We start from the raw sequence: 26,287 nt of genomic DNA on the forward strand, positions 1-26,287 counted from the left end.
CGTTGCGCCGGCGAGTGAGTAATACACATTGTCCAAATGCGTCCGCATTGAAGAACTTTTAATCAACTAAATAGCAACTTAGCTAAGTACCTTCCTGGACTCCTCATCCGCAAATTGCTGCCGTACCAACTGGTAATAGTAGCCTTTCTTCGCCAACAGTTCCTTGTGTTTTCCCTGCTCTACGATCTTACCGTCACGGACTACCAGAATCAGGTCGGCGTTTCGGATGGTGGACAGGCGGTGGGCGATCAGGAAGGAAGTGCGGCCTTTCAATAGTTTGTCTGTGGCCTGCTGGATCAGCTGCTCGGTTTTGGTGTCAATGGAGGAGGTTGCTTCGTCCAGAACGAAAATGGCGGGATCTGCCAGTACTGCGCGGGCAAAGGAAAGAAGCTGCTTTTCTCCGGTGGAGAGACGGTCGCCGCCTTCACCTACGTCACTGTCATAACCTTTGTCAAGCTTTTCGGCTACCTCATCGGCATGAACTGCCTTCGCAGCAGCCTTTACTTCTTCATCAGTGGCATCCAGTCTTCCATAACGGATATTCTCCATCACAGTCCCGGAGAACAGATGGGGATTCTGAAGCACATACCCGATGTTGCTGTGCAGCCACAACTGACTTCGCTCACGGTAATCTCTGTCGTCGATGAGGATTCTTCCCTTAGTGGGCTCAAAGAAACGGCAGGCCAGGTTCACCAGCGTACTTTTTCCTGCACCGGTCTCTCCGACGATTGCCACATTGGTACCAGCCGGAATTTTCAGGTTGAAGTTGCTGAGCACCTCTTCTTTTCCATCGGGATACTGGAATGAAACGTTTTCAAACTCAATGTCGCCTTTAATGGGTTCCCAGTTCTCCTTGTGGGGATCAAAGAAATCTCCATACTTTTCCAGAACCTCTGGGGAGTCTATCACCTGGGGCTTCTCTTCCAGAAGGGAGGTCACCCGCTCAATATTTGCCTGAGCAGAAATGCACTGGGACAAAATTCCTGCAAGCCTCTGAATTGGTTCAAAAATTCCAACTGCATATGCAGTAAATGCAGCAAGTGTTCCTATGTCCATACTTCCATTCAGAACCATAATGCCACCACGCTCCAGTACAAGGGCAGTTGCCAGAGCTCCAAAGAAAACTACCAGCGGAATATAAATTGCATTTAATCTGGCAGCCTTGATAGACGCACTTCTCATCTCCTCAGTGACAGAGGCAAACTCCCGGAAGTTTTTCTCCTCCACAACCAGGGATTTCACAGTTTTCGCGCCCATAATTCCTTCGTTGTAGCCACTTGTGATCTTGGAATTGATTTTTCTCACCTGACGGTTCCATGTGAGGATCTTATTCTGGAAATACCAGGTAAGGACTGCAATAGCTGGAACGATCAGCATGATCACCAAAGCCAGTTTCCAGTTCAGAAACAGCATTGCAACAAACACACCCACTACATAAAAGATAGCCCACAGCATATCGATCACATCCCAGGCGATCAACTCTGTGATCCTGGCTACGTCGTTCATTACCCTGGACAGGATATATCCAACCGGAGTTGCATTGTAGTAGGAAAAAGACAGCTTCTGAAGATGAACAAACAATGCCCTTTTCATATCACGGCCTGTTTCGACATCAAGTGTCATGCAGCCTCTGGTGAAACAGATGACGGACCACATCTGAAAGACGATCACTGCAATATACAGCGCAATAAATCCTCCAAGTCCTGCCAGAGTATTTTTCTCGATAAAGGAATCAATGGCCTGTCGCTGAAATAACGGCATGATAATATCCACTGCTGAGCAGAGAATATTCATCACAATTACCATAATCAGCACATTTTTCCGGGGTGCAAGGAAAGGGAAAACCTTTTTCCAGATGGAAATATCAATAGACTTTGTATATTCTTTTTCTTCTATTCGCATGCTGCACCTCCTTCCATGAGACGGATGTCACTGTTCATCTGGATCTCATAAATGTCTTTGTATGGTCCCTCCTGGTGGATCAGTTCCTCATGGGTACCCATCTGCTGGATTTCTCCCTTGTCCATCACAATAATACAGTCAGCCTGCATAAGAGATGTGATCCGGTGGGAAATCATAATAACCGTTGCTTTCTCCATCTCTTTTTTCAGTTCTTTGCGGATCTTGTTGTCTGTCTCCGTATCTACTGCGGATAGGGAATCGTCAAATACCAGGATCGGAGCTTCTTTCATCAGCATTCTGGCAATTGCAACACGCTGCTTCTGTCCACCGGACAAAGTGACGCCACGCTCACCTACGATGGTGTCATATCCGTCTGTAAAATGAAGAATTGACTCATCTACACAGGCAATCTCCGCTGCATGGCGGATTTCTTCATCCAGAAGCTTCTCCTTTGTGATGCCAATATTCTCACGGATGGTTCTGGAGAAAAGGAACGGTTCCTGGAGTACCATGCCGATATTCTGGCGCAGGTACTGACGGTCAATGTCACGAATGTCTGTACCGCCAATGGTAATACTGCCGCAGTCTTCCGGCAGATCATATAAACGGTTCAGTAAATGGACCAGAGTTGATTTTCCACTTCCAGTTGTGCCAAGGATTGCAAAGGTGCTTCCGGATGGGATTGTGAAATTGATATTTTTCAGAACCGGGTGGTCTGGAGAATAACCGAAAGATACATCGCGGAAGCAGATATCGCCATCCATGGCAGTTTTCATTCCACTGACAGGTCCCAAAGTCTGCTTTTCTCCACAGCCTTTATTTTCGGAATCCTCACTCGTTTGCTCTGCTGTCCGCGCAGGAATCTTATAAGCCAGAGTTGCCTCACTCTGTCCTGCCTTCTTCTTTTTCGCAATATTCTCTGCATTTTCATTTCTGTCTGTAGACTTAGCTTCACACTTTACAGCAGCATCTTCTTCCTCAGCCTCCAGAATATAAGCCACACGTTCCATGGAAACCCCAGCCTTACTCATATCTGAAATAATCCTTCCCAGGCTTCGCACCGGCCAGGTCAGGGACGCATTATAGGAAATAAATGCCATAAACTCGCCCAATGTGATCTGTCCATTCACGGCAAAAACAACACCAGTCACCATAACCACCAGCACCTGCAGGTTGGTGATCAAATCTCCCGATGCCCAGTAAACGCTCATCAGTTTTCCAAGATATACCCATAAATTGGAGTAGGCATTATTTTTCTCATCAAACCGATCGATCTCATACTTTTCTCTACCAAAAGCACGCACTACACGAACTCCAGTCAGATTCTCCTGCACGGTACTGGAAAGTGCCCCCTCCGCCTCATCAGCATCCTGAAAACGTTTCCCGATCCTGGAATAGAAATAGCAGGAATAACCGATGATCACCGGGAAAAAAGCTGCCGCAGCCAGTGTGATCTGCACATTCATGGAAAACATGATTCCCAGATACAGTACGATCAGGAAACAGATTCGAAACACCTCCGGCAGCTGCCTGCACACAAAGTTACGGATCACTTCCACGTCAGAGGTACATCTCTGAATGATCTCCCCGGTCTGGTGCTTTACATGCCAGGAAAAAGGCAGATACTGGGTGTGGTGATACAAGGTGTCACGGATGGATTTCAGGAAATTCTCTGAGCCTTTTGCCAGGCACATTTTACTTAAGTAATTAAAAACTCCCGAAAGAACTGCCGAAGCAGCTACCAGAAGTGCTGCCAGAAGCAGTGTCTGCCGCACATTCAGACCATCCGGAATTCCATCCAGCACCAGAATATGGTCTGCTGTGTATTTCACGATCTGTGGGATCAACGCATTACATGCTGTAAACAACATCGAAAATAATAGCGTTCCCACAAAAAACCGGATATTTCCTTTCAGGAAACGGAAAATGATCCGGAATTTCCCGGTTTTATTCTTCGTATTCATACTTTCCCCCCATTTTATAGAAAAAGGACACTCCCTGAACGAATCAAGGAATGTCCTCCTTCACTCCAAAAGTTTTACATATTCTTTCCAATGCATCATATTCCAAGGCCTTGTTTCCTACATAACTCTCAAAGGCTCCAAAAAATTCCCAGGCCGCAGGCTGCAGATACAGTTCTTTTTTCACATATCCATCCAGGATCACTGCTTCTGGCAAAAGACTTTTATAGGCGGCGCTCTGTGCCCCCAGCACATAAATCCTGTGCTCCTTCGACAGCTGCTCCAATGCTTTTTTCTGCTCTGCAGTTGGTGCAAGCTCACCATTTACCAGAATACTTCCCGGAACCGGCTTTTGTACCAGCTTCATGGAAATACGTTCTCCCTGCAGGTTCCATTTCCCACACACAAGGTAAGTCTCACCATTGTAGGAAACCGTTTCCACCTGGTTTTCTTCTGGTCTGGCTGCAGCAAGTACCGGAAGGCGCATTATCCGAAGGCGGTTTTCCTTTCCGTAGTCTCCCAGCTGCTGGCAATCTGCCGGAGCATATATCCGGTCAAATACAGTAAGGGCTTTTCGCCATCTTGCCGGATATTTTTCATGGATGTAAGGCAGAAAATCAAGATCCACCAGAACTTTCATTTTTGCTGATGCCTCTGCTGCCAGATAATATGGCAGATACCCGGTACTTCCAGCCATGATTACCACATCCCAGGAACTGCTGCCGAACAGCCTGCCCCACTCTCTTTGGGCAAGCATTCGCATATATCTTCGTATTTCCGGATTTTCCAGATAAAGAGCCGGATTTTTCTCAATCATACGGTAATTCAGGAAATCTTCCTCACTCAAAGTCATCCTTCCTGCGCCCATCACTTTTGGAAGCTCTTTTTCAAAGGCGAGAAATTCTTTCACATCTCCCCTGCTTCCAAGCCAGCCACTATAAATAACCGTATCATATTTTTCCCTGTCCATACTGTCTGCAAGCTTTCGGACAACAAGCTTAGCCTCCCGCTCGGCTTTCCAGCTGCTAAGGATCAGGACTTTCTTCCTTTCCTCCTGATTTCGAAGGGAGAAAAACTCCATTCCAGGCACTGCATTCTGACTTCGGATACACTCCAGAAGACTGCCTCTGCCTTCTTTTAATCCTTCCTTTTTCTCTATGATCACTTTTCCATCATAGACTTTTCCCAGGGTGCATTTTTCCAGCCATGCTTCCTTCGCTTTGCTCTTAGACGGAGCACAGATATAATCTGTTTTCAGAAGCTCCCTTGCCGTAACTGAGAGAAACTCTGCTGTCTCCACAGACTTCCTATCATAAATTTCCAGCATGGGATTAAAATAAACCTGTGTTTCTTTTTTCACAAAAGAGCCTGGCAGAACCATATTACCGATAATGTAACCTGCCTGGGAAAGCGCCTCCAGATATTCACGACTTTCCTCTTTTACATAGTCCACACCTGTTTTTTTCACCAGATGAAAACCGCCTTTTATGCAGGCCGTAACACTCGCCTTCTCAGAGGAAACATAATTCTTCAGCGCATAGTCCAGCATTTCCAGAAGCAGGTCACTGCCAGGCTTTTTTTCATCTATAAGGAAGAAAAAATGGGAAGCATCCACCGGATTCCCGCATACCTCTGCGTAGGCATAGTTTTTGGAAAGTTCTTTCTTATTCTCATGGATGAATTTCAGAGCCTGACGCTTCACGCTCTCATAATCCTCCATATTATCTTTCAAAATCTTCTCTATCTCATTCATCTGAAGTCCTCTTACCTTCTATCAGCTCATCCAGCTTCTCACTCTGTTCCTGATTCCAAGATCTGGCCTGGAAGCTGTAAGGCATTTCCGTTGTGCAGTCTTCTGCCAGCAGCTTCATATTCATGGTTTTTGCAGCAAGGGTACCCAGGCTTTCTTCTTCCCCTTCCGGGCAGATAAAATAATCGCACAGATTCATAAATGCAAAGGGTTTCTCAAGCCATCCGGTAAGGATTACCCTTCCCTCCAGGTGAAGATCTGAAACCATAGCTTTCAGCTTCTGATACCCTTTCCCTTTTCCGGTAATGTAAAGACAGGTATTTTTCTCCAGACGGCAAAAAGCTTTCAGAACGTTCTGGGCTTTTTGCTGGTACATGCAGATATAATTGATTTTCTCTGTATCCGGTGCCGGAATGGCTTCCACGGTAATAACAGCTGGATTGTTTCCCTGGTATCTGGCAATAAAGTAGCTTTCTGTGGCAGATACGATTACCTGCTGGCCTGCCAGCTCCTTTGCAATCTGTTTTTCCCGGACAAAACGTGCATTGTATTGGAAAAACCGAACGCCCTCCATCTCCTTTGCCACCACTGAAAACAGGCTCTTTTTCCCGGTAAGGTCAATTGCACAGTCGAATTTCGCCTCTCCAAACAGGCGCCTTGCCTCTCTCTTGTAAAAAGCATGTGGAATATCTTTTATTTTTCCCTTCAAAAACAGCTCATTCTTCGCGATTTCCTCCGCTTTTCCGTTAAAAGGCTGACCACGGTAAAGGATCCGAAGCCCGGTAGGAAGACCTATGATCTGTTCTTCTGCAAAATCGTCTCCACCACCGCACACAAGCAGGGTAACATCGTATTTCTGAAAATCCAGGTTCTCTGCAAGTCCAAGAAATGCTTCGGTGTCATCTCCCTCCGAAAAATCACCGGCATACATCAAAAGCTTTTTCTTTGGTGACTGCGCCTCATCCTGACAGGCTATACACCGGGAATCTTCTTTTCCGTGGAACACAATGTCTGCAAGGCGGCGGCAGACCTCTCCGTCATCTTGCGGACACGCCCAGGCTGCTTCCCTTTCGTAAACCTTCCGGTATGGCTCCATGGCTCTTTCGGCATCCTTCACATAATCTCCAAGCTGCTCATAAGTTTCTGCAACAGGACCCGGCAGCTTATCAATTCCGAAGTATAAGCCTCTGTAATTTTTATATTCTGCAAGATCCGGGATAAAGAACAAAATGGGCTTTTTCGATACCAGATAGTCAAAATAAATACTGGAATAATCGGAAATCAGAACATCTGTAGCACGAAGAAGCTCATTGGTATCTACGGTTGCAGGAATATACTGGCCGGTTATCCCCACTGTGTCTTTAATGTGGTAGTATACAATCTGATGAGGCTTCACCAGCACCTGGTACTCCCTGGTATCCACATTCTCCTCGATAGTGCGGATCATCTTCTCATAGGCATCCAGGCTGGTATCAGGGCTGGAATACCTGCTGCCCTTCCAGGTAGGCGCATAAAGGATCAGCTTCTTCTTTGGATCTGCCTCCACGCCTGCCATCTGCAGCTTCTTAAATATGGCCTCCCGGTCTGTGTGAAAATAGCTGTCATTACGGGGCTGCCCGATTTCCAGGATTTTTCCGGGATAAAGATTTTTCATTTTGAACGCATTCTCATAAATCTCTGCCATAAAATGATTGGGCGCGATCAGATAGTCTGCTGCAAGGAAATTCCTTACTGTATTTCCTGCACTCACCTTGCCTGCCGGAATATCAAATCCAATGGTTTTTAACGGGATTCCGTGCCAGGTATCCACAAAGATCTGCTCCTTACGTTTGGTAAAATATCCGGGAAAGCTTACATTATTGATCAGATATTTGGCTGTAGCCAGATATTCCCTGTATTCTACAGACTGGAATTTAATAAATTTCACATTTGGATCATCCCTGTAAAGTCCCATCCATGGTTCATTATCCGAAAAATCGTCAATGACCCAGACATGGAGATACTCCTGAAATTCTGTCTGGGTCAGCAAATACTTGAAAATGGCATGAGGGCTGCAGGTCATGCCTCTGCCCCCAAATGCCTCGTATAGTATACATTTTTCTTTTATGGGACTGTCAAGAAAATCCGCGTACTTCTCCCGAAGCTCCTCCGTAAGATTGTATTTTGCCTCTTCCCTGGCTCTCTTTAAGGCAGCCTCAAAAGTGTCCTTTTCTTTACCGGAATTTTCATCCGGGCGGACCAGCTTTTTCACCAGCTTCTTCAGGTTGTTCACGGTGATCTTCATGTCACTTCCCCCTCTTCTTCGCAACTACACGTTCAAAAAGTCTGTCCCATTCTTTCACAGCCTTGTCGATAGAGAAATCATCAGACTTGGCAATGGCGTTCGCAGACATCCGGGCACGAAGCTCTTCATCATGTGCCAGTTTCAGCATGGCCTGGGCAAATTTGTGGGGATCAAACGCTTCAGGAAGGAAACCGGTCTTTCCGTCATCAATGATCAGATCCATGGCGCCCATATGATAAGCGATCACCGGAAGGCCAAACTCAAAGGCTTCCATAATCACCATAGGCCAGCCCTCCCATCTGGATGGAAGAAGGAAAACAGAAGAATTCAGATAATACTTCTCAGGCTCATTGGTATATCCTACAAAATGGACACGCTTCTCCAGATGACGCTTCTTCGCATCTGCCCTGATCTGGTCAAAAAGATCTCCGTCTCCGATGATATCAAGCTCCCACTCCGAATCCTCTTTGCAGAACTCTTCAAAGGATTCCATCATCAGATCCAGTCCTTTGGCATATACGAAACGGGTCGCCATGAGAAAACGTTTGGATTTCACATCGCACTTCTTTTCACTGACAAAGCTTCTGGGATTGATTTTTACTTCACAATCTATTCCAAGCTTCTCCATATAGTCCCGCTTATCATAATCACTCAACACAATGTAGCGGTCCAGATTTGGCAGATACTGCTGAAGAAGGTTCTCCTGCTGCCAGAAGACAACAGGCTTCACATGAAGATATCCGTCATAGCAGTTATGCTGCCAGCCGATGGTTGCGGCTTTTAGCCGGGGCGCGATCATGGCAAGTCTCAGGCTTAAGGATGCTGTGGTAAGGATCACGTCATAATCCTGGGAATTGAAATATTCCACCCATTTCTCTCTTGTTTTTTTAGGAAAAATTGCTTCTGCAAGAATGGGATTCAGGCTTTTTTTATTAAACAGACCAGATCTGTCATTGAGCTTCTTCACCAGATAGCGGGCGCAGAAAGCCGGGGTATGATGCTTATTCACGAACTGGCTGTTGTCAATGAAATCCACATTGATATCTTCACTTAAATGATACATGGTGCGGTCTTCACGAAAGCGGTCTTCATAAGTCATGATCGTCACTTCATGCTCTTTCACCAGCTCGTTGGCCAACAGGGAAACCACTCTCTTGGTTCCGCCCAGATCAAAGATTTTTGTTATCCAGATACATATTTTCATGTTATATACCACCCCTGCAGGGGCTTCCTCCTTTTGCGGGATAAATCCTGAAGCATGTAAAAAAGGCTTTCGTATTTTCTCTGTTATACCGTAATTTTGAAATAATCCAGAACACGTTTGCAGTAATTATCTGTTACATTATGAGTCTTTGCAAGAATCGCCTTACGCTGATTCTCATAGTCATCTTTTCCATTTTTGACATCCAGAACAAACTGTTCAAACTGCTGTACATTGTAAATATGTTCTCCTGGCATGTATTCCAGTGGATTTTCAAATACCCATCCTCTGGACTCCGTATAGGCATCATAGTCATCCAGAGTAAATCCAATAGGTCTGTTGAGAAGCAGATAATCAATTGCCACAGAAGAATAGTCAGAAATCAGGGCATCCGAACAGTTGATAAACTCATAAAGCTGCAAGCCATTGTCTTCCAGATCCTGATTTTCCAGGTAAACAATGTTTGTCAGCACATTTTCTCCAAAGTCATATGGAATCTGGAGATAATGCTTCTTAATTACCACAAGTACATGATTATCACGACAGAAATTATTAAAAGCAAGAAGCCGCTCCTTATCGTCCAGGATCGGAATATTAAATTCATTGTTCAGCGTTTCCTCATTCAGTCTCTCGCTGCTTGCATGACGGTAGGTAGGCATCCACAGGATCAGCCTGTCACTGTCAGCTGCTTTCAGAAGCTTTTCCTTATATGCTCTTGCGGCGTCGCTGCCCTTCATCATCTGATCGTAACGGGGATAGCCAAGTGCAAGAAGCTTCCTGGAACTGCAGCCAAAGAACTCTTTCTTCGTCTCAATAAACACATCTCCTGGCACCAGACAGTAGTCGAAAAATACCTTGCGGTTGTTCTTGTTCGCCTTGTAGCCGCAGCCATGCCAGAGATTTACAAAAGTCTGACCCTTTCTTGCCATTCCGATCCAGTTAAACGCCTGGGTGTAAAAAATAAAGGCTGAGGTCAATGCATAGTGGTAAGCTGCTGCCCTGCGGATCGTCGTGTTCTTCTTGAAATTGCGAACAAACTTCACATTCTCCGCCTGGTATTTCTTATACTTCTCCGGCTCATGAACCAGCCAGACAAGCTCATATTTTTTATTATATCCATTTGCAACCATATAATCAAAAAGAGCCCGGCAATTGTCTGTAAAATCATCATTTGTCTCAAACAGGATTCTGTTTTTCACCATACGCGGGGGGAATTTGCGAAGTCTTCTCACTTTCCAGCGGTCATATAAAGCGTAAGTCACATAGCCTTTGAAAGTGGTGAACAAAGGTCCTGCGCCCTGCTCTTTCAGGATTTTTGAAAATTTCTTTAGAATTCTCTGTGCTCTTTCCATGGATTTTACCTTTCTTAATATATTACAATCCAGAGCCTGTTTAAAAAAGGCTCTAAATCAGTCCGCATTAATACTCTTTCAGTTTCTCACGAAGCATTGTAGAAGAAGTATCTTTGGTGTAGGGAAGATAAACCAGCCTGGCTCCCAGGGCTTCCATCTCTTTCCCGGTGCGCTCCCAGCGCTCATTTCCCTTCCAGTCATCTCCGATATAAATTTCATCGAAACGGATCTTATCCCAGATTTCTTTTTTATCAAGGGTATTTGTGATGATCACCTCGTCCACATATTTAATAGACCGGACGATCTCTGCCCGCTCTTCCAATGGCACGATAGGTCTTTTATTCTTATAGCTTTCCACAAGCTCATCTGTATTTACGCCTACGATCAGATAATCACATCTTCTCTTGGCATTTTTGATCAGGTTCAGATGACCGATATGAAACATATCGTAAGTTCCCTGTGTGTATCCGATTACCTTTCCCATTTATCCCTCTCCTGTATCTGTTTTTTTCGAAAAAATAATCATAGCACATTGTTTTCTAAATAACTATACCACTCACTTGTCTGTGAATCCGATTGATATAATTATTTACGAAATGATGTACTAGAACCTTTTTGGATGGGTAACTTCTGCTTTTATTTTACTTTATATTCAAATACTCTGCAAGTGCCTCGCAGTAACCTGACTTCTTTGGCATAGTGTGCATTGCAGGCAATAATCTTCTTCTCTCTTCTTTAAAAGGATCCTCTCCCACTGCGGTATGGGAAAAATAGTCCTTCAGATCCTCTAAATTGTAAATCTTCTCACCTGGCATATATGCTTCCGGATTTTCAAATACAAATCCTCTTGTATTTCGATAGCTTTCCAGGTCTGTGAGCACATAGCCCAGAGGTCGGTCAAGAAGCATATAGTCTACTGCAATGGAGGAATAATCCGAAATCAGTCCATCCATAAGTCCCACCAGTTCATACAGCTGAATGCCCGATTTCTGAAGCATTTCTTCTGTCACATAACGGATATTGGTATACGCACCTTCATCCAGGGACCAGCCAGACTGAAGGGGATGTTTTTTGATGATCAGAAATATTCCGCATTCCCTTAAATGAACATCCAGTGCTTTCAGCTCCGCCTCGCTCTCCAATGCAGGAAGCTGAAAGGGAAGTTCAATTTCATTCTCTGCGCTGATCAGCACCTCACTTTTTCGGAAAGTAGGCATCCAGATCACGGTTTTCATATCCTTATGGGAAAAAAGCTTCTCCAGCGCCTCCCCACGGCTGACAGATGGATGGAGCATCCAGTCATATCTTGGATAGCCAAGGGCAAGAATCTTCTCTTTCTCACAGTTCCAGTAACGGGATTTTGTTTCCACAAACACAGGTCCCGGCACCATGGCATGGTCAAAATGCATCATGCTTTTTCCTTCTGGCGGCTTGTTGTCTTTGGCTGCATCTTTATAGCCGCAGCCATGCCACATGTTCACTGTGGTCTGCCCTTTACAATGGTAAAAATTCAGGTAAGCTGTATTGTTTGTATAGAAAAAAAATCCTGCAACAGCACCATAATAATAAGAAAGGGGGCTGGACCAGCCATATTTATTCTCTGCCGTTACAAATTTAACATTCTTGCATTTCAGTTTCTTACATTTTTTCTTATCGGAAACCATCCAGATAATCTGATAGTTCTCATTTATTTTATTCTGAATCAGATATTCATAAAAGGCCCTGGGATTGTCTGTCATGTCCTGCATGGTACGGTTTTTCAGCACAATGCAGTTCTGACGGAGCTTCCCGTGATTCCCGAACCATTTTCCCACCATGGCAAGCTCCGCTTTTGAACAAAAGCGACCCAGATAATAAAGAACACTTCCAGCCAGACCCTCTTCTTTTATTTTCCTTTTAAGGGAATCCTTTGTCATCTCTTACCCTCGTTTCTATAATTTGCCTGACAAAAATTACGATACACCAGAGCCTGTATGAAAAAGGCTTTCTGCAATTACATCTCAAAAGACGATTTCTCTGGAAAAATCACTTCAAAGCTTCTCTGAATTTCTTTCTTCTGCTTCTCAAAATCACCCACATTCACATCATCATTAAGGCAGATCATCTTACACGCCTGTCTGCGAATGGTATGGTGGATCTGCTGATCATGTTTTCCTATGGTATAAAATCTTCCAAGCTTCGGTGACTGGGGCGTAAATTTCCCTTCCATGTACTGCCAGTATTTCATCACGTACTGGTTCACATCGAATACTGTACGGAAACGATTCTTACAAACCTCATCCAGAACAGCGCCTTCTTCGTCCCATACTTTCCAATAGGTTGCTTTCAAAAAAGGACTTGGAAGATGTGAATATTTAAAACTGGAAAATTCACGATAAGGCAGCATCAGCACATTGCGGAAGAGCATTGCTCCATAAGCCGGACTGAACCATTTTTTTGCCTGCTTTTTGATTACTTCTTTTTTATTATAATGCATATTGACAAGAGCTGCATCATTCATAAGAATATTGGCAAAAGGGTTGCGGATATTGTCCTGCACAAGGGCGGTCTCAATACAGCAGTCACAGGGAAATCCGTTTTTGAAAAAATCTTCCGGTCTCACGAAATCAATGAGAAACATATCATCATTAAAAAAGACAAAATGCTCTGACAATCCTTTTATTCGGTGAAGATTCAGTTCTATGGAATTAATATTAAAGGTAGGAAGATAAGCAGGCGCCATAAAATCCTCATGCTTTACAATCTGAATCTTCTCATGCGCTGTATTCAGCCACTTTGGAACATGTCCCCATGTGACAAAATATATTTTATTTACCCAGGGAGCAAATTTCTCCACACCGCGGAACCAGTACTGGAGATTGTCCCAATCGCGGTATCTGCTCTCCCCGGCGTCAGTTCCCCTGCCAGGCTGATATTCCCTGCGCTGTGCAAGCCAGTCAGGGTCACTGCCGTCCACCCAGGTAAGCACAAAATCTATTTTTTCCATTCCTATTCTCCTGCTCTTTAAATGGTTGCGGTCTAGAAATTGTGACGCACATCTTGCAGAAAGCCTTTTTCAAACACGCTCTAAAGCTTTCTCAGTCAGCTTATCTGCCATACAGAAGCATCAGCTTCTGCCCTTCCTTATGGATGTCAAATCCTGCTTCTGCCAGCCTTCTGGCCGCTTCTTCTCTTTCGATTCTCCCGGCTTCCTTCATCTTAAACACAGCTTTGGCCCATTTCTCCGGGCTTTCTGCCAGAGAAATCATCGTCACATTTTCCCGGGAGAGTACTGCTTCTCCTGTGATCTGGTCTGAAATCACACAGGGCAGGCCATTGGCCTGAGCTTCCAGAAGAGTAAAGGGAAGTCCCTCAAATAAAGAAGGAAACAGGAAAACATCCATGGCGCTTAAGTACCGCTCCACGTCCTGACATACTCCCGTAAATATGATTTTATCCAGGACACCCGCCTTCTTAGCCTGCTCCTGGATCTGTTCCTTTAATTCGCCGTCACCTATAAGGCAAAGCCTTGCAGCTGGCTCTTTTCGTTGGATTTCATGGAAAATACGGAGAATGGCCTCATGATTCTTCTGAACCTGAAACCTGCCTACATGCCCTACTACCAGGGCATCCCCGGAAATCCCCAGCTTCTCTCTGATTTTCCGCCTGTTTGACTCTGAAAAGCCATATTTATCTGTCTCAATTGCGTTTGCAACCAAAGTTACTTCTCCCCGTTCAAAAGCCTTATCTCCGAACAGCCATCTGCCTGCTTTTTCGGAACAGGCAAACTTCTCATTCACATAATGCTTTATTCTGGGACGATTCATGCCATCCATCAGCTTACGCACAATTCCCGGTGCTGAAGCGTTATGGGAATGTGCGATCACCTTTCTCACTCCAGCCTGCTTCGCCAGGCGAAGTGGTACGATATTGGCTGCTGAAAGCATATTCACATGCACGACATCGTACTTTTCCTGGGAAAGGAGCTTCCGAAAGGCCTTTATATAGCCAAAGTAATCTTTTTTTATATTGGGAACATAAAAAACCCGTCCACCAAGCTCCTGGATTTCTTTCTCATAAGCAATCGTTCCATACATGGATACAAAATCAAAGGATACTCCCTGTCTGGCCAGTTCCCTGAAATAATTCATTACAAATGCTTCCATACCGCCAGGATTATTTCCCAGCCCTACCTGCAGGATTTTCATTTTTCACCTTCTAAACGCTTTACCAGCTTGTCATATCTGGAAACTTCCCGGGTTAATTCCTTTTTCATAATCAGCCACCTATCATTTTACTGTATTGCTCAGAGATCGGATCAATGTCGCCGTATGCGATCAGTTTGCCTTTTTCCAGAATCATGGCCTTATTGCAAAGGCGCTGTACCTGTTCCAGAGAATGGGATACAAAAAGGACGGTAACACCTGAGTCAAACATACTCATGATCTTCTTTTCACTTTTTTTACGGAACTTGGCGTCACCTACGGAAAGGACCTCGTCCAGGATCAGGATCTTCGGTTCTACTACTGTGGCAATGGAAAAGCCAAGTCTGGATTTCATACCGGAGGAATAATTTTTCACCGGAACATCCATGAATTTCTGAAGTTCAGAGAATTCTACAATCTCATCATATTTGCTGTCAATAAATTTCTTGGTATATCCAAGCATGGCACCATACAGGTAAATATTCTCTTTTCCTGTATACTGCGGGTCAAAACCAGCGCCAAGTTCCAGAAGGGGAACCATTTTCCCATGTTTGTCCACATGACCCTCTGTAGGCTTGAATACACCGGAAATCACCTTAAGAAGAGTACTTTTTCCAGCTCCGTTAAGACCAAGGATACCTACACGGTCTCCCTTTTCCACGCTGAAGCTTACATTCTTCAAAGCCCAGAATTCATTGTACTGGATTTCTCTCTTAATGGTTTTAAATATATAATCTTTTAAGCTGTCAACCTTCTCACGGCTCAGGTTGAACTTCATGCTTACGTTATCGACTTCAATGGCTGTCTTGCTCATATTTTCTCCTTAACATGTTCCTGTAAATGGTAGTTTAGAGCGTGTTTGAAAAATACTTTCTGCAGGGAATGATTTTTCAAACAGGTTCTAGATGTACAGAATAAAATTATCCTGTTTTTTCTTGAAGCATACAAGTCCGATGATGGTGATTACTACGCTGAATGCAGCTGCATAAATTACATATGGCGCATACATAGGCTCTCCGAAGATTGCAGATCGGAAAATCTGAATGGTACAGTACAGAGGATTGAACTTCAGGATCCATGCCCAGCCACTCTTCAGCAGCTTGCTTGGATAATAGAAGATGGCACATGTATACATGATCAGCATCAGGGCAACAGACCAGAGGTACTCAATATCTCTGAAAAATACACCGATAGTTGCAAGGAACATTCCACTTCCGTAGGAAAGGATCAGAATGATGATCAAGGCAACCGGTGCCTGAAGCAGATAAATAGTCGGTTTCACACCCAGGATCACGCCTACAATGGCAAGCACAACCAGGGAGATCAGAAAAATAATATAATTATAAATTACAGTTGAAAGTGGATACAGATATTTCGGTACATACACTTTCTTGATCATTGCTGCATTGGACCGGATGGATTTCAGCGCAGCTTTGGTTGCAGAGGAATAAAAGCTGTACAGAAGACGTCCGGAAAGAATGTATACAGGGAATGTTTTGTCCGTGTTTCCATACAGGGTTCCGAAGACAATGGTCAGTACCACCATGGAAAGCAGTGGTTCTAGCATGGACCACAAAATACCAAGGTAGGAACGACGATATTTCAGCTTGATTCCTTTTTTGACCAGCTCACTTAACAGGAACTGATACTGTCTGAGATTATCTAAATATTTCTTCATATTCACTCCATTATATTTTGAAAAATTTGGCTTTCTGTTTTATCCAAAGCATTCGTATATAAACTTCTTTTTGGAAAAAAGCCAAACTGTATTGTAACATACTCTTTCCCAGGTTGCAATATTGCGATTTAACCTGGAAGCGATCAATCAGTTACTGTGTTACTCCGTGACCAATAACATCAATCATTCCAGATTCTTACTTGCATCTACTGCCATCTGGTAGGCTTCTGCATAAGAAATTCCAGTCTTTCTGCAGATTTCCGCCAGGCTTTCATACTCTGGATAGCATTTCTCTGCTCCTTCTGAACCGCAGATTTTCACTTCCACCTCACCGAAGGGAATCATTACTTTCCGCTTTCTCCGGGGCAAAATCGTGCGCTCCATCTTGACCCTGCGGATACCAATACTGGTAGTTTCTGCAAAAATCAAAGCTTCCATTCCCGGGACATCTTCTTCCTTACAGATTACGGTAAGAAGCCATGCAGGACGGTTTTTCTTCATATATACAGGAGTATAATGCACATCCCTTGCACCGGCCTCAAAAAGCTTCTCCATGACAAAGCCAAGTACTTCACCGCTGCAGTCATCGATGTTTGTTTCCAGCTTGTAGATGTAATCTGCACAATCCGCGCTTTCCGTAACACCGGTCTGAATTTTGGCAGCAGCTTCCCGATTGAAAATTTCAGCAGTTTCATTTGCCGCACTTTCATTTCCTGCCGGAATTCCCACCGCTTTTTCCGGTTTATGGGATTCTTCCGGGTGAATCAGCATTGCACGCAGGATTCCCGGGCACTCATACGTCCTCTTGCCAGCTCCGATACCTGTTTTCTCAATTGCAAAGGTCTCCGGTAATTTGCAGGAAGTACGTACTGCTGCCACAATTGCCGCACCTGTAGGAGTTACCAGTTCACCCTGTACCGGAGTGATCCGCAGATCCAGGCCACACTGCTGTACAATATGGGTTACCGCCGGAACCGGAACTGGTAAAATGCCATGCTGGCAGCGGACCGTACCCATTCCTTCACATAATACAGGTACAATGACCTCTGTAATTCCAAGATTGTCCAGGCAGACTGCCACGGACAAAATATCTACAATAGAATCCACAGCCCCAACTTCGTGGAAATGCACCTCCTCCACCGGAACATTGTGGGCTTTTGCTTCTGCCCTTGCCAGGATCTGAAAAATTTTAAGGGCAATACCTCTGGCACTGTCAGTCATCTTCGTATCAGCAAGTATCTGGCGGATTTCGTTCATGCCGCGATGTTTGTGATGACGATGGGGCTCGTGAGTATGTGCTGCTATCTCATCTCCATGATCATGTCCATGTGCTGCCACATTCTTTGCAGCTGCCTCATGGCTATGCTCATACTGGTGATTATGTTCTTCTGCCCCATGCGTATGACTATGATCATGTCCATGCAGATACTCCATATCATGGTCATGTCCGTCTATCTCTGCATCCAGGATTACATCGAAATCACAGGCATCAATCCCGGATTTCGTCACCCTGCTTACTTTTATCTCAAATCCCTGCACCGGAATACTTTCAAGTACATCCTCCAGCACCTTCTGATCTGCTCCCAGATCCAGCAGTGCTGCCACTGTCATATCACCACTGATTCCGGAATAACACTCCAGATATAATGATTTTCCCATAATTCTCCTCGTTACAAATTTATCAAATTGCTTTTCAATTTGTGTCTCTTACTTACCAAGCGCCAGCCGGTTCATCTGCGTTGCCAGATATCCGGCTCCATATCCATTGTCAATATTCACGGTGGCAATTCCATTGGCACAGGAATTGATCATGGTCAGAAGTGCTGATAATCCATGGAAATTCGCTCCATATCCCACAGACGTAGGCACCGCGATCACCGGTCGGCTTACAAGACCGCCCATAACACTGGCAAGAGCACCCTCCATGCCAGCCACAGCCACAACACAATTCGCGTCCTGAATGATCTCCAGCCTGGAAAACAGCCTGTGCATTCCACTTACACCAACATCATAAATCCGTTCCACGTGAGTTCCAAAATATTCTGCAGTCTGTGCTGCTTCCTCGGCCACTGGAATATCTGCAGTGCCTGCAGTACAGACAGCCACCTTTCCCTCATGAATCTTATCTGGTTTCTCTATTTTCAGGATTCTGGAAACAGGGTCATACTGAACTTCCGGAAACTTCTCCTTCACCAGCTCATACTGTGCCTGGGAAGCCCTTGTTCCAAGTACTTCTCCCTCTTCCATATATAAACGTTCAAATATTTTCAGCAAATGGACATCTGCCTTATTGCTGCAGTAAATCACCTCTGCGAAACCAGTACGGGCTTTTCTCCCCGTATCCAGCTTGGCATAATCCATTTCCTTGTAACCATCCTGTCGAATCAGCTTCCCTGCTGCTTCCGGAGAAAGTCCTCCCATTTGCACCTGGGCAAGGATTTCTTCTAGTGTCATGTACAAATCACTCCATTTCCTAAAACGTGTTTGAAAAAGGCATTCTGCAAAATGTGCGTCACAATTTGCGGGAATGTTTTTTCAAACAGGCTCTAAAATGCAACACAATTATAACGTTTTCTTCTCTTTTATTCAACAAAAAAATCCTGCCTCATTTTGCTGAAGCAGGATTTCTATGCATCGCGAAGCGTGTTACTTGTCACGGAGCGAACCGTAACGGATTTCTTCCAAAGCCGGCTGTTCTGAGCGTAATCAGCGCTCCCAGGACGTCTGATTATGTTTTATTTCGCTTTGGCTGCCTTTTTATCTCCAAGGAAACCAATAGATGTAACACAGATCAGTTTATCGAAGATCATAAACATAGCTGGTAAGATAAACAGTACAACTACCATACTGATGATCGCACCACGGGCAAGCAATGTACAGATAGAACCGATCATCTCAACCTGTGAATAACAGGAAACACCGAAGGTTGCTGCGAAGAAGCTGAGACCACTGCTGATAATGGACGGCATGCTGGTCTTATGGGCAATGCTGATGGCTTCCATCTTATTCTTACCGTGCTGTCTCTCTCTCTGATAACGGGTAGTCATCAGGATCGCATAGTCAACGGTTGCACCCAGCTGGATGGCACCAATAACAATACTTGCAACGAACGGAAGGCTGATTCCCTGATAGTACGGAATGGCCATATTGACAAAAATCGCAAACTCAATAACCGCAACCAGAATGATCGGAAGGGAAATTGATTTAAAGATAATCATAATGATCAGGAAAATGGCACCGATGGAGATTACATTTACACGAACCAGATCGGCATCTGTGGTATCCTGAAGATCTTTCATAAGCGGTGCCTCACCGATTACCATTGCAGTATTATCGTATTTCTTTACTATTTTATCAATTTCTGCAAGCTGGGCATTTACCTCATCTGTAGCAGAACCATATTCAGAGCATACAAATGCAAGCTCATATTGATCTCCTTTGAAAATCTTCTTCAGATCATCCGGGATCATAGACTCCGGAACGGTAGGTCCGATCAGGGAATTCATACCCAGACTCCACTTCACACCCTCAACCTTATCAATATCATTTAACATCTGCTGTTTCTGCTTGGAGTCCATATTCTTATCCATCATAATCATATGGATATTGCCTACTGCGAAAGTTTTCTCCAGCTCATCATTGGCAATGTTGCAATCCAAAGTGGATGGAAGGGATTCTGCAATATTATAGTAAATCTTTGTATGATTGTTTCCATAAATAGCCGGAAGCAGAAGCACCAGGAAAATCACAGTCCAAAGCTTATAATGCTTCGTAATAAATGCAGACGGTTTATCCATTCTGGCAAGAAGCAGCTTATGCTGTGTCTTCTCAATAGGCTTGTCAAAAAACAGAACCAGTGCCGGAAGAATGGTTACACAGCAGATAACACCAATAATAACGCCCTTTGCCATAACAATACCAAGGTCACGTCCAAGAGCAAAGGTCATAACACAAAGTGCAACGAAGCCGGCTACTGTGGTAACAGAGCTTCCAGCTACAGACTTAAAAGTATTGGCAATGGCATGCCCCATGGCACGATCCTTTTCACCAGGGAAACGCTTCTTATTTTCCTCGTAGCTGTTCAGAAGGAAAATGGAATAATCCATGGTAACACCAAGCTGAAGTACCGCGGTAAGTGCCTGCGTAATATAAGAAGTCTCGCCTAAAATAACATTGCTTCCCAGGTTGTAAAGAATAGCAAGTCCGATGCTAAGCAGGAACAAAAACGGAACAACAAAGGATCCGCTTGTCAGCTCCAGAATGATCAGACTGAGTACTGCTGCGATCACAACGTAAATCGGCAGCTCCTGCATGGCAATGTTCTTAATATCTGTAACAACTCCTGTCATGCCACTGAGGAAGCACTGCTCGTTGGCAATCTTACGTAGTTCTGTGATAGCTTCCATGGAAGTATCTGAAGATGTGGTATTATCAAACAAAACCAGCATCATGGTTGCATCGCCATTTATAAATACCTTTCTGTACTTCTCAGGAATCATCTCTACCGGAAGAGTGATATCCGCCACATCATCATACCAGAGAACATCCTTTACATGCTCTACTTCACTGAATTTCTCTTCCAGCTTCTGGACATCCTTCATATCCATATTCTCCACAATTACCATGGAAAAGGCGCCCATACCAAACTCATCTACCAGAATATCCTGACCTTTTACTGTCTCAAGGGTATCCGGCAGGTAACTTAACAGATCATAATTGACTCTCGTCTCTGCGATTCCGATCACAGACGGGATTACCAGCAAAAGTCCGATCAAAAGCACCAGGACCTTATGCTTGGCTATCCATTTTCCTACTTTGACCATTGATGTCATCTCCTTAAATTCATTTCTTTCGTACTATAGTATAACCCAAAATGACCAATAGTCAATATTATTTTTAACAAAAATGAAAAATAGTCATTTTTCTCAAAATCCGATCAAAACGCCGACGATTTTTACCAAAAATGCCGCAATCCAGGCGATCACACATTGTCCGATCACCACTCCAGCTGCCCATTTTCCGCCAAGCTCACGTTTCACAGAAGCAATCGCGGCTACACAAGGCGTATATAAAAGGCAGAAGGTAAGAAGGCACACTGCTGCCAGCGGAGAAAGCACCTCCACCAGTGCCGCTGTGCTTCCAAATAATATGGACAATGTGGAAACCACGCTCTCCTTTGCCATGAAACCTGTTACAAGAGCTGTGGAAAATCTCCAGTCTCCAAAGCCAAGAGGCCCAAATACCGGTGCAATAAATCCGGCAAGTACTGCAAGAATACTGTCTTTGGAATCTGTCACAATATTCAAATGCAGATCAAAGGTCTGTAAAAACCAGATCACAATGGTTGCCACAAAAATAACAGTAAAGGCTCTCTGAAGAAAATCCTTTGCCTTTTCCCAAAGAAGCTGGCCAACGTTTTTTGCACCTGGAAGACGATAATTAGGAAGCTCCATTACAAAGGGAACCGCTTCTCCCTTAAACATGGTTTTTCCAAAAATCAGTGCCATCAGGATTCCCATAATAATTCCGCCGAAATAAAGTGCTATCATTACCAGTGCACCGTATTTCGGGAAAAAGGCAGCTGTAAAGAAAGCATAAATAGGAAGCTTTGCCGAACAGCTCATAAAAGGAGTAAGGAGGATCGTCATCTTACGGTCACGCTCTGAGGGCAGGGTTCTGCTTGCCATAACGCCAGGAACTGTGCATCCAAAGCCTACAAGCATTGGGACAATACTTCGTCCGGAAAGTCCAATCTTTCGAAGCAGCTTATCCATTACAAAAGCAACTCTGGCCATATATCCACTGTCTTCCAGAAGTGACAGGAAGAAAAACAGGGTGACGATAATCGGCAGAAAGCTGAGCACACTTCCAACTCCATTGAAAATACCGTCAATTACAAGAGAATGAAGCACATTATTTACGTTCCATGCAGTCATGGCCTGATCCACCACTGCAGTCAGCCAGGTAATTCCCATATCCAGAAGATCTGAAAGTCCCTTTCCGATCACACCAAAGGTCAGCCAGAAAACCAGAGCCATAATTCCTGCGAAGCATGGAATGGCTGTATATTTGCCTGTAAGTATTTTATCCATCTTCTGACTGCGCAGATGCTCCTTGCTTTCATGAGGCTTAATCACGGTCTCAGCGCAGACTTTTTCAATAAAGTCAAAGCGCATATGGGCAATCGCCGCGGACCGGTCAAGCCCACGCTCCGTCTCCATCTGCTTTACAATATGCTCCAGGGTTTCTTTTTCATTCTGATCCAGCCCAAGCTTTTCCAGGATCAGTTCATCCCCTTCCGCAAGCTTACTGGCTGCAAAACGTACCGGGATATCTGCCTGCTGAGCATGATCCTCAATGAGATGCATAATTCCATGAAGACATCTGTGAACAGCACCGCCATCATCGTTTGCATCGCAGAAATCCAGACGCTTTGGTTTTTCCTGATATTTTGCCACATGGATCGCATGGGCTACCAGTTCATCGATTCCCTCATTTTTCGCTGCTGAAATAGGTACTACAGGAATTCCAAGCGCCTCTTCCATCTGGTTCACACGTACAGAACCGCCATTCTGCCTTACCTCGTCCATCATATTCAATGCCAGGACCATAGGAACATCCAGTTCCATCAGCTGCATGGTAAGATATAGATTTCTTTCAATATTGGTTGCATCCACAATATTGATAATTCCTTTTGGATGCTGTTCCAGAATAAAGCTTCTGGTTACGATTTCCTCGCTGGTATAGGGGGACATGGAATAAATTCCCGGCAGGTCTGTCACCAGAGTATTCTTTTTCCCACGGATAATACCATCCTTGCGGTCTACAGTAACTCCCGGAAAGTTGCCTACATGCTGACTGGAGCCGGTTAACTGATTAAACAGGGTTGTTTTACCGCAGTTCTGGTTTCCTGCCAGCGCAAAGGTAAGAAGCTCACTATCCGGAAGGGGATGTTCATCTGCTTTTTCATGATATTTACCGCCCTCGCCCAGACCTGGATGAGGAATCGCCCTGACACGGCTGCCTCGTTTCTGTTCTTTTTCATCCCTTACATTATCAATCTGAATCTGGGCAGCATCTGCAAGACGCAGGGTCAGCTCATAGCTATGTATCCTGACTTCAACAGGGTCACCCATAGGTGCATATTTTACCATGGTCACGTCCGCCATGGGAATGATTCCCATATCCAGGAAATGCTGCCGCAGGGCACCCTCTCCTCCTACTACTGTAACTGTGGCAGTTTTCCCGATGGGAAGGTCTTTTAATGTCATATGTACTTGTCCTCTTTTCCCATATGTAAGATTTTTGTTGCTGTTCAAAACTAAGCAGCAACCATTTTTGATAAAATTCGTCTGCTAATGATAAATTTTATCATTAATGTTACAGGAGTTAGTTTATTCTAATATCATCAGGATGTCAATATTATTGAGAAAAATTATTGACAATTTTATCATTATCTGATAAAGTTACGAAACAAGGTTTCCCTGTGAGGGAGTAGCAAGCGTGTCCACAGACGCGTGGCAAGTCAACATACCGACCGTATGAATCTGTTTGTATAGATTGCTGTTCACTGAATGAACAGCAGATTTCAGAGCAGTGTTTCGATCTGGCTTGCATTAAATTGCGAGACTCATGTATAACGTTATGCTATACATGGAGTCTGTCCTTTTATAAGAATGCAGATGACCCATATATAGCCTGTGGTTATATATCGGGTCTTTTTTCATGCTGTAAAAAGCTTCGCCGAGAGATCTGTTTCCACAGCAAATAAAAAAATGGAAACCAGTAATAAAATACATTACGGAGGAACGTAAAAATGAACTACAGTTTTGTGTTTTTTCTGAACAGCGCCCTGCTTGGAGTCGGACTTGCAATGGATGCTTTTTCTGTGTCCCTGGCAAACGGCCTTCACGAGCCTAAGATGCGCATGAAAAAAATGTGCGGCATTGCAGGCACATTCGGTGCTTTCCAGGCCATCATGCCAATGACCGGATGGTTATGTGTCCACACCATTGTAGGATACTTCAGGACATTTGAGAAATTTATTCCATGGATTGCGCTGATCCTTCTTTGCTATATCGGAGGCTCCATGCTGATCAATGGTATCCGGGGAACCGATGAGGGTGATGAAATTCCGGGAGTTGGTCCCAAAGCCCTTTTCATTCAGGGCATTGCAACCTCCATTGACGCCCTGTCCGTAGGATTCACCATCTCAGAGTATGACTGGCTGATGGCTCTTGTCTGTTCCCTGATCATTGCCATAGTCACATTCTTTATCTGCATGACCGGACTTTCCCTTGGAAAACGCTTCGGAACCAGGCTTTCCAACAAGGCGGATATTCTCGGCGGCGTCATTCTTATCGCAATTGGTCTGGAAATTTTTATCAGCAATATGTTTTAATTTTTTCAGCATATTTACCGCTATTCAGCTGGTACTGTTCCGCCAGGCGTTTTTCTATGCAAGCGTTGATTTTCACCTGTTTTCCAATCAAAAAAAAGCTTTCATCTCTCCCTTTGCGGGATGGATGAAAGCTTTTTCTACTTTTATTAACGGGCAATAATATATGCGCAATAAACCAGATATACCACTACCATTATAATACCCTCTTTGCGCTCAATTTTTTTCCTGGTTCCTGCAAAGATCCAGACCATAACCGAAAATACCATAAGAAGCACTATATCGATTATGTTTTCCCGGATCAAAGCTACCGGACTGATAGCAGATGAGATTCCAAGAACCATCAGAATATTGAAAATATTAGATCCAACTGCATTTCCAACTGCCATATCAACTTCATTTTTTCTTGCTGCAACTACAGAGGTTACAAGCTCCGGAAGTGAAGTTCCGATAGACACAATGGTAAGCCCGACCAGAGTCTGGCTCATTCCAAGCTCTATTGCAATCCTGCTGGCTGTATCAACGGTAAGGTCACCGCCAAAAGCAATTGCAGCTGCACCCACGATCAGAAAGAGGATACTTTTGCCATATGACAGCTCTTTCATATTATCACATTCTTCAACACCTTCTATTTCAACCTTCTGTCCTGCAGCACGGGCTTTCATTGCGCTTCGTACCATTGTGAAAATATATCCGGCAAACACGATCAAGAAAATAACTCCATCTGCATGACCCAGCGTCATTCCCGCCTTATCTCCCAGTCCTGAAATTCCCAGTACAAGCAGAAATAGTGCACAGCCTAAAGACAAGGGAATATCTCTTACCACAGTTGCTTTCTGAACCATAATTGGCGTCAGAATCGAACAGACACCAATTACAAACATCAGATTAAAAATATTGGATCCTACTACATTGCTGACCGCAAGTTCATTATTTTGTACCAGAGAAGCAGTCACACTCACGGCTGTTTCTGGCAGTGAAGTTCCCATAGCCACAATCGTAAGACCAATGATGATGGGCGGAACCTTTAACTTCTTCGCAATGCTGGAACTTCCCTCCACAAAAAAGTCAGCCCCTTTTACCAGAAAAGCAAATCCCACTGCCAGCAGCAGAATAACGGCTGCAATTGGCAATCCATTAATAATATTTTGCATAATACTCTCCTTTTGTTATCCGCATATTTTTATCTTTACAAATTCTCCAGAGTGTGTTTGAAAAGGCTTTCTGCAAAATGAATGCTACAAAACAGCATTTACTTCATAAGCCTGCTTCTTTGGAATCACATCTGCCGCAAATGTAAAAAGACCCATGTATGCCATAACATGCATACATGAGTCTCATTCTTTAAGATTTGCCAGGCCAGAATCAGATCCGATCAAAGCCGCGACTGTTGACAAACCACGTTTTCACGCAAACTACTCCCTCACAGAATCCATATGTGTAGTTAATATACCAAATTGCCGTTAAGAAGTCAACCTTTAATCTTCCTCTATATGCTCTCTTATGAACCATTTATGATAATGTCCTAATATACCACAAAGGAAAATGTCCCAATGTAGTATAATGCTTCCATCAAC

18 protein-coding genes and 1 pseudogene are annotated in these 26,287 nt (G+C 44.2%); 2 read left to right on the forward strand and 17 right to left on the reverse strand.

The window, feature by feature from the left end:
* Nucleotides 1-78 precede the first annotated feature (78 nt).
* The 9 genes from AB5706_RS21925 to AB5706_RS21965 all read right to left on the reverse strand — a co-directional run bounded on the left by AB5706_RS21925 (nt 79) and on the right by AB5706_RS21965 (nt 13,436).
* Nucleotides 79-1,902 carry an ABC transporter ATP-binding protein gene (locus AB5706_RS21925; protein WP_195409716.1) on the reverse strand — a complete coding sequence of 608 codons (1,824 nt, stop codon included), beginning with the start codon at nt 1,900-1,902 and terminating at the stop codon, nt 79-81.
* A complete protein-coding gene (locus tag AB5706_RS21930; RefSeq protein WP_226838143.1) occupies nt 1,893-3,866 on the reverse strand; it encodes an ABC transporter ATP-binding protein in 1,974 nt (657 codons plus the stop codon). Before AB5706_RS21930 ends, AB5706_RS21925 begins: the two co-directional genes overlap by 10 nt.
* Before the next feature lie 43 nt (nt 3,867-3,909).
* Nucleotides 3,910-5,616, reverse strand: a complete 1,707-nt coding sequence (locus AB5706_RS21935; protein WP_195591144.1) for a hypothetical protein — start codon at nt 5,614-5,616, stop codon at nt 3,910-3,912.
* Complete coding sequence (locus tag AB5706_RS21940; RefSeq protein WP_195591146.1) at nt 5,609-7,897, reverse strand: CDP-glycerol glycerophosphotransferase family protein; 2,289 nt, start codon at nt 7,895-7,897, stop codon at nt 5,609-5,611. Before AB5706_RS21940 ends, AB5706_RS21935 begins: the two co-directional genes overlap by 8 nt.
* A gap of 1 nt (nt 7,898) precedes the next feature.
* Complete coding sequence (locus AB5706_RS21945) at nt 7,899-9,101, reverse strand: glycosyltransferase (RefSeq protein WP_368366316.1); 1,203 nt, start codon at nt 9,099-9,101, stop codon at nt 7,899-7,901.
* Between the two features lie 83 nt (nt 9,102-9,184).
* Nucleotides 9,185-10,450, reverse strand: coding sequence for a CDP-glycerol glycerophosphotransferase family protein (locus AB5706_RS21950; RefSeq protein ID WP_195591150.1), 1,266 nt, complete (start codon nt 10,448-10,450; stop codon nt 9,185-9,187).
* Nucleotides 10,451-10,517: 67 nt separating this feature from the next.
* Nucleotides 10,518-10,934 (reverse strand): FAD synthase family protein, encoded by a 417-nt coding sequence (locus AB5706_RS21955; RefSeq protein ID WP_118579597.1) that lies wholly within the window; start codon nt 10,932-10,934, stop codon nt 10,518-10,520.
* A gap of 157 nt (nt 10,935-11,091) precedes the next feature.
* Complete coding sequence (locus AB5706_RS21960) at nt 11,092-12,366, reverse strand: CDP-glycerol glycerophosphotransferase family protein (protein ID WP_195591152.1); 1,275 nt, start codon at nt 12,364-12,366, stop codon at nt 11,092-11,094.
* A gap of 77 nt (nt 12,367-12,443) precedes the next feature.
* Nucleotides 12,444-13,436, reverse strand: coding sequence for a Stealth CR1 domain-containing protein (locus AB5706_RS21965; RefSeq protein WP_173735022.1), 993 nt, complete (start codon nt 13,434-13,436; stop codon nt 12,444-12,446).
* Nucleotides 13,437-13,461: 25 nt separating this feature from the next.
* Between AB5706_RS21965 and AB5706_RS21970 the strand changes: the two are divergent.
* Nucleotides 13,462-13,530: pseudogene (locus AB5706_RS21970) on the forward strand (DUF6783 domain-containing protein); the annotation flags it as partial.
* 6 nt (nt 13,531-13,536) lie between these two features.
* Here AB5706_RS21970 and AB5706_RS21975 read toward each other — a convergent pair.
* The 7 genes from AB5706_RS21975 to feoB form a co-directional block, all read right to left on the reverse strand.
* On the reverse strand, nt 13,537-14,637 hold the full coding sequence (locus AB5706_RS21975; RefSeq protein ID WP_173719426.1) for a glycosyltransferase family 1 protein: 1,101 nt from the start codon (nt 14,635-14,637) through the stop codon (nt 13,537-13,539).
* A 70-nt stretch (nt 14,638-14,707) separates the two neighbouring features.
* Nucleotides 14,708-15,448, reverse strand: coding sequence for an ABC transporter ATP-binding protein (locus AB5706_RS21980; RefSeq protein WP_118579582.1), 741 nt, complete (start codon nt 15,446-15,448; stop codon nt 14,708-14,710).
* Nucleotides 15,449-15,535: 87 nt separating this feature from the next.
* Nucleotides 15,536-16,312: an ABC transporter permease gene (locus AB5706_RS21985; protein ID WP_118579579.1), complete on the reverse strand. Its 777-nt coding sequence runs from the start codon at nt 16,310-16,312 to the stop codon at nt 15,536-15,538.
* A gap of 183 nt (nt 16,313-16,495) precedes the next feature.
* Nucleotides 16,496-17,971 (reverse strand): nickel pincer cofactor biosynthesis protein LarC, encoded by a 1,476-nt coding sequence (larC, locus tag AB5706_RS21990; RefSeq protein ID WP_368366317.1) that lies wholly within the window; start codon nt 17,969-17,971, stop codon nt 16,496-16,498.
* Nucleotides 17,972-18,019: 48 nt separating this feature from the next.
* Nucleotides 18,020-18,766: a nickel pincer cofactor biosynthesis protein LarB gene (larB, locus tag AB5706_RS21995; RefSeq protein ID WP_368366318.1), complete on the reverse strand. Its 747-nt coding sequence runs from the start codon at nt 18,764-18,766 to the stop codon at nt 18,020-18,022.
* Between the two features lie 281 nt (nt 18,767-19,047).
* The gene (locus tag AB5706_RS22000) at nt 19,048-21,135 is read right to left on the reverse strand and encodes an efflux RND transporter permease subunit (RefSeq protein ID WP_256144570.1); all 2,088 of its coding nucleotides are present in this window, start codon (nt 21,133-21,135) and stop codon (nt 19,048-19,050) included.
* 102 nt (nt 21,136-21,237) lie between these two features.
* Nucleotides 21,238-23,583: a ferrous iron transport protein B gene (gene feoB, locus AB5706_RS22005; RefSeq protein WP_118579567.1), complete on the reverse strand. Its 2,346-nt coding sequence runs from the start codon at nt 23,581-23,583 to the stop codon at nt 21,238-21,240.
* Between the two features lie 545 nt (nt 23,584-24,128).
* Between feoB and AB5706_RS22010 the strand changes: the two genes are divergently transcribed.
* Nucleotides 24,129-24,713 carry a manganese efflux pump MntP gene (locus AB5706_RS22010; protein WP_195380247.1) on the forward strand — a complete coding sequence of 195 codons (585 nt, stop codon included), beginning with the start codon at nt 24,129-24,131 and terminating at the stop codon, nt 24,711-24,713.
* 146 nt (nt 24,714-24,859) lie between these two features.
* Here the strand turns inward: AB5706_RS22010 and AB5706_RS22015 are convergent, their stop codons facing one another.
* Nucleotides 24,860-25,864, reverse strand: a complete 1,005-nt coding sequence (locus tag AB5706_RS22015; protein WP_195591159.1) for a calcium/sodium antiporter — start codon at nt 25,862-25,864, stop codon at nt 24,860-24,862.
* Nucleotides 25,865-26,287: the final 423 nt, after the last annotated feature.

Origin of the sequence: Ruminococcus sp. RTP21484sp1_RTP21277st1_D2_RTP21277_210401 (genome assembly GCF_040924225.1) — a bacterium.
GTDB classification, from domain to species: Bacteria; Bacillota; Clostridia; order Lachnospirales; family Lachnospiraceae; genus Blautia_A; species Blautia_A faecis.

Excerpts from the sequence above, each read along its gene's own strand:
- AB5706_RS21935 (WP_195591144.1), bottom strand. The coding sequence starts at position 5,616 with ATGAATGAGATAGAGAAGATTTTGAAAGATAATATGGAGGATTATGAG.
- AB5706_RS21975 (WP_173719426.1), bottom strand. The coding sequence starts at position 14,637 with ATGAAAATCCTGCAGGTAGGGCTGGGAAATAATCCTGGCGGTATGGAA.
- AB5706_RS21940 (WP_195591146.1), bottom strand. The coding sequence starts at position 7,897 with ATGAAGATCACCGTGAACAACCTGAAGAAGCTGGTGAAAAAGCTGGTC.
- AB5706_RS21965 (WP_173735022.1), bottom strand. The coding sequence starts at position 13,436 with ATGGAAAAAATAGATTTTGTGCTTACCTGGGTGGACGGCAGTGACCCT.
- feoB (WP_118579567.1), bottom strand. The coding sequence starts at position 23,583 with ATGACATTAAAAGACCTTCCCATCGGGAAAACTGCCACAGTTACAGTA.
- AB5706_RS22010 (WP_195380247.1), top strand. The coding sequence starts at position 24,129 with ATGAACTACAGTTTTGTGTTTTTTCTGAACAGCGCCCTGCTTGGAGTC.
- AB5706_RS22015 (WP_195591159.1), bottom strand. The coding sequence starts at position 25,864 with ATGCAAAATATTATTAATGGATTGCCAATTGCAGCCGTTATTCTGCTG.
- larB (WP_368366318.1), bottom strand. The coding sequence starts at position 18,766 with ATGACACTAGAAGAAATCCTTGCCCAGGTGCAAATGGGAGGACTTTCT.
- AB5706_RS21960 (WP_195591152.1), bottom strand. The coding sequence starts at position 12,366 with ATGACAAAGGATTCCCTTAAAAGGAAAATAAAAGAAGAGGGTCTGGCT.
- AB5706_RS21945 (WP_368366316.1), bottom strand. The coding sequence starts at position 9,101 with ATGAAAATATGTATCTGGATAACAAAAATCTTTGATCTGGGCGGAACC.
- AB5706_RS21925 (WP_195409716.1), bottom strand. The coding sequence starts at position 1,902 with ATGCGAATAGAAGAAAAAGAATATACAAAGTCTATTGATATTTCCATC.
- AB5706_RS21950 (WP_195591150.1), bottom strand. The coding sequence starts at position 10,450 with ATGGAAAGAGCACAGAGAATTCTAAAGAAATTTTCAAAAATCCTGAAA.
- AB5706_RS21930 (WP_226838143.1), bottom strand. The coding sequence starts at position 3,866 with ATGAATACGAAGAATAAAACCGGGAAATTCCGGATCATTTTCCGTTTC.
- AB5706_RS21955 (WP_118579597.1), bottom strand. The coding sequence starts at position 10,934 with ATGGGAAAGGTAATCGGATACACACAGGGAACTTACGATATGTTTCAT.
- AB5706_RS21985 (WP_118579579.1), bottom strand. The coding sequence starts at position 16,312 with ATGAAGAAATATTTAGATAATCTCAGACAGTATCAGTTCCTGTTAAGT.
- larC (WP_368366317.1), bottom strand. The coding sequence starts at position 17,971 with ATGGGAAAATCATTATATCTGGAGTGTTATTCCGGAATCAGTGGTGAT.
- AB5706_RS21980 (WP_118579582.1), bottom strand. The coding sequence starts at position 15,448 with ATGAGCAAGACAGCCATTGAAGTCGATAACGTAAGCATGAAGTTCAAC.
- AB5706_RS22000 (WP_256144570.1), bottom strand. The coding sequence starts at position 21,135 with ATGGTCAAAGTAGGAAAATGGATAGCCAAGCATAAGGTCCTGGTGCTT.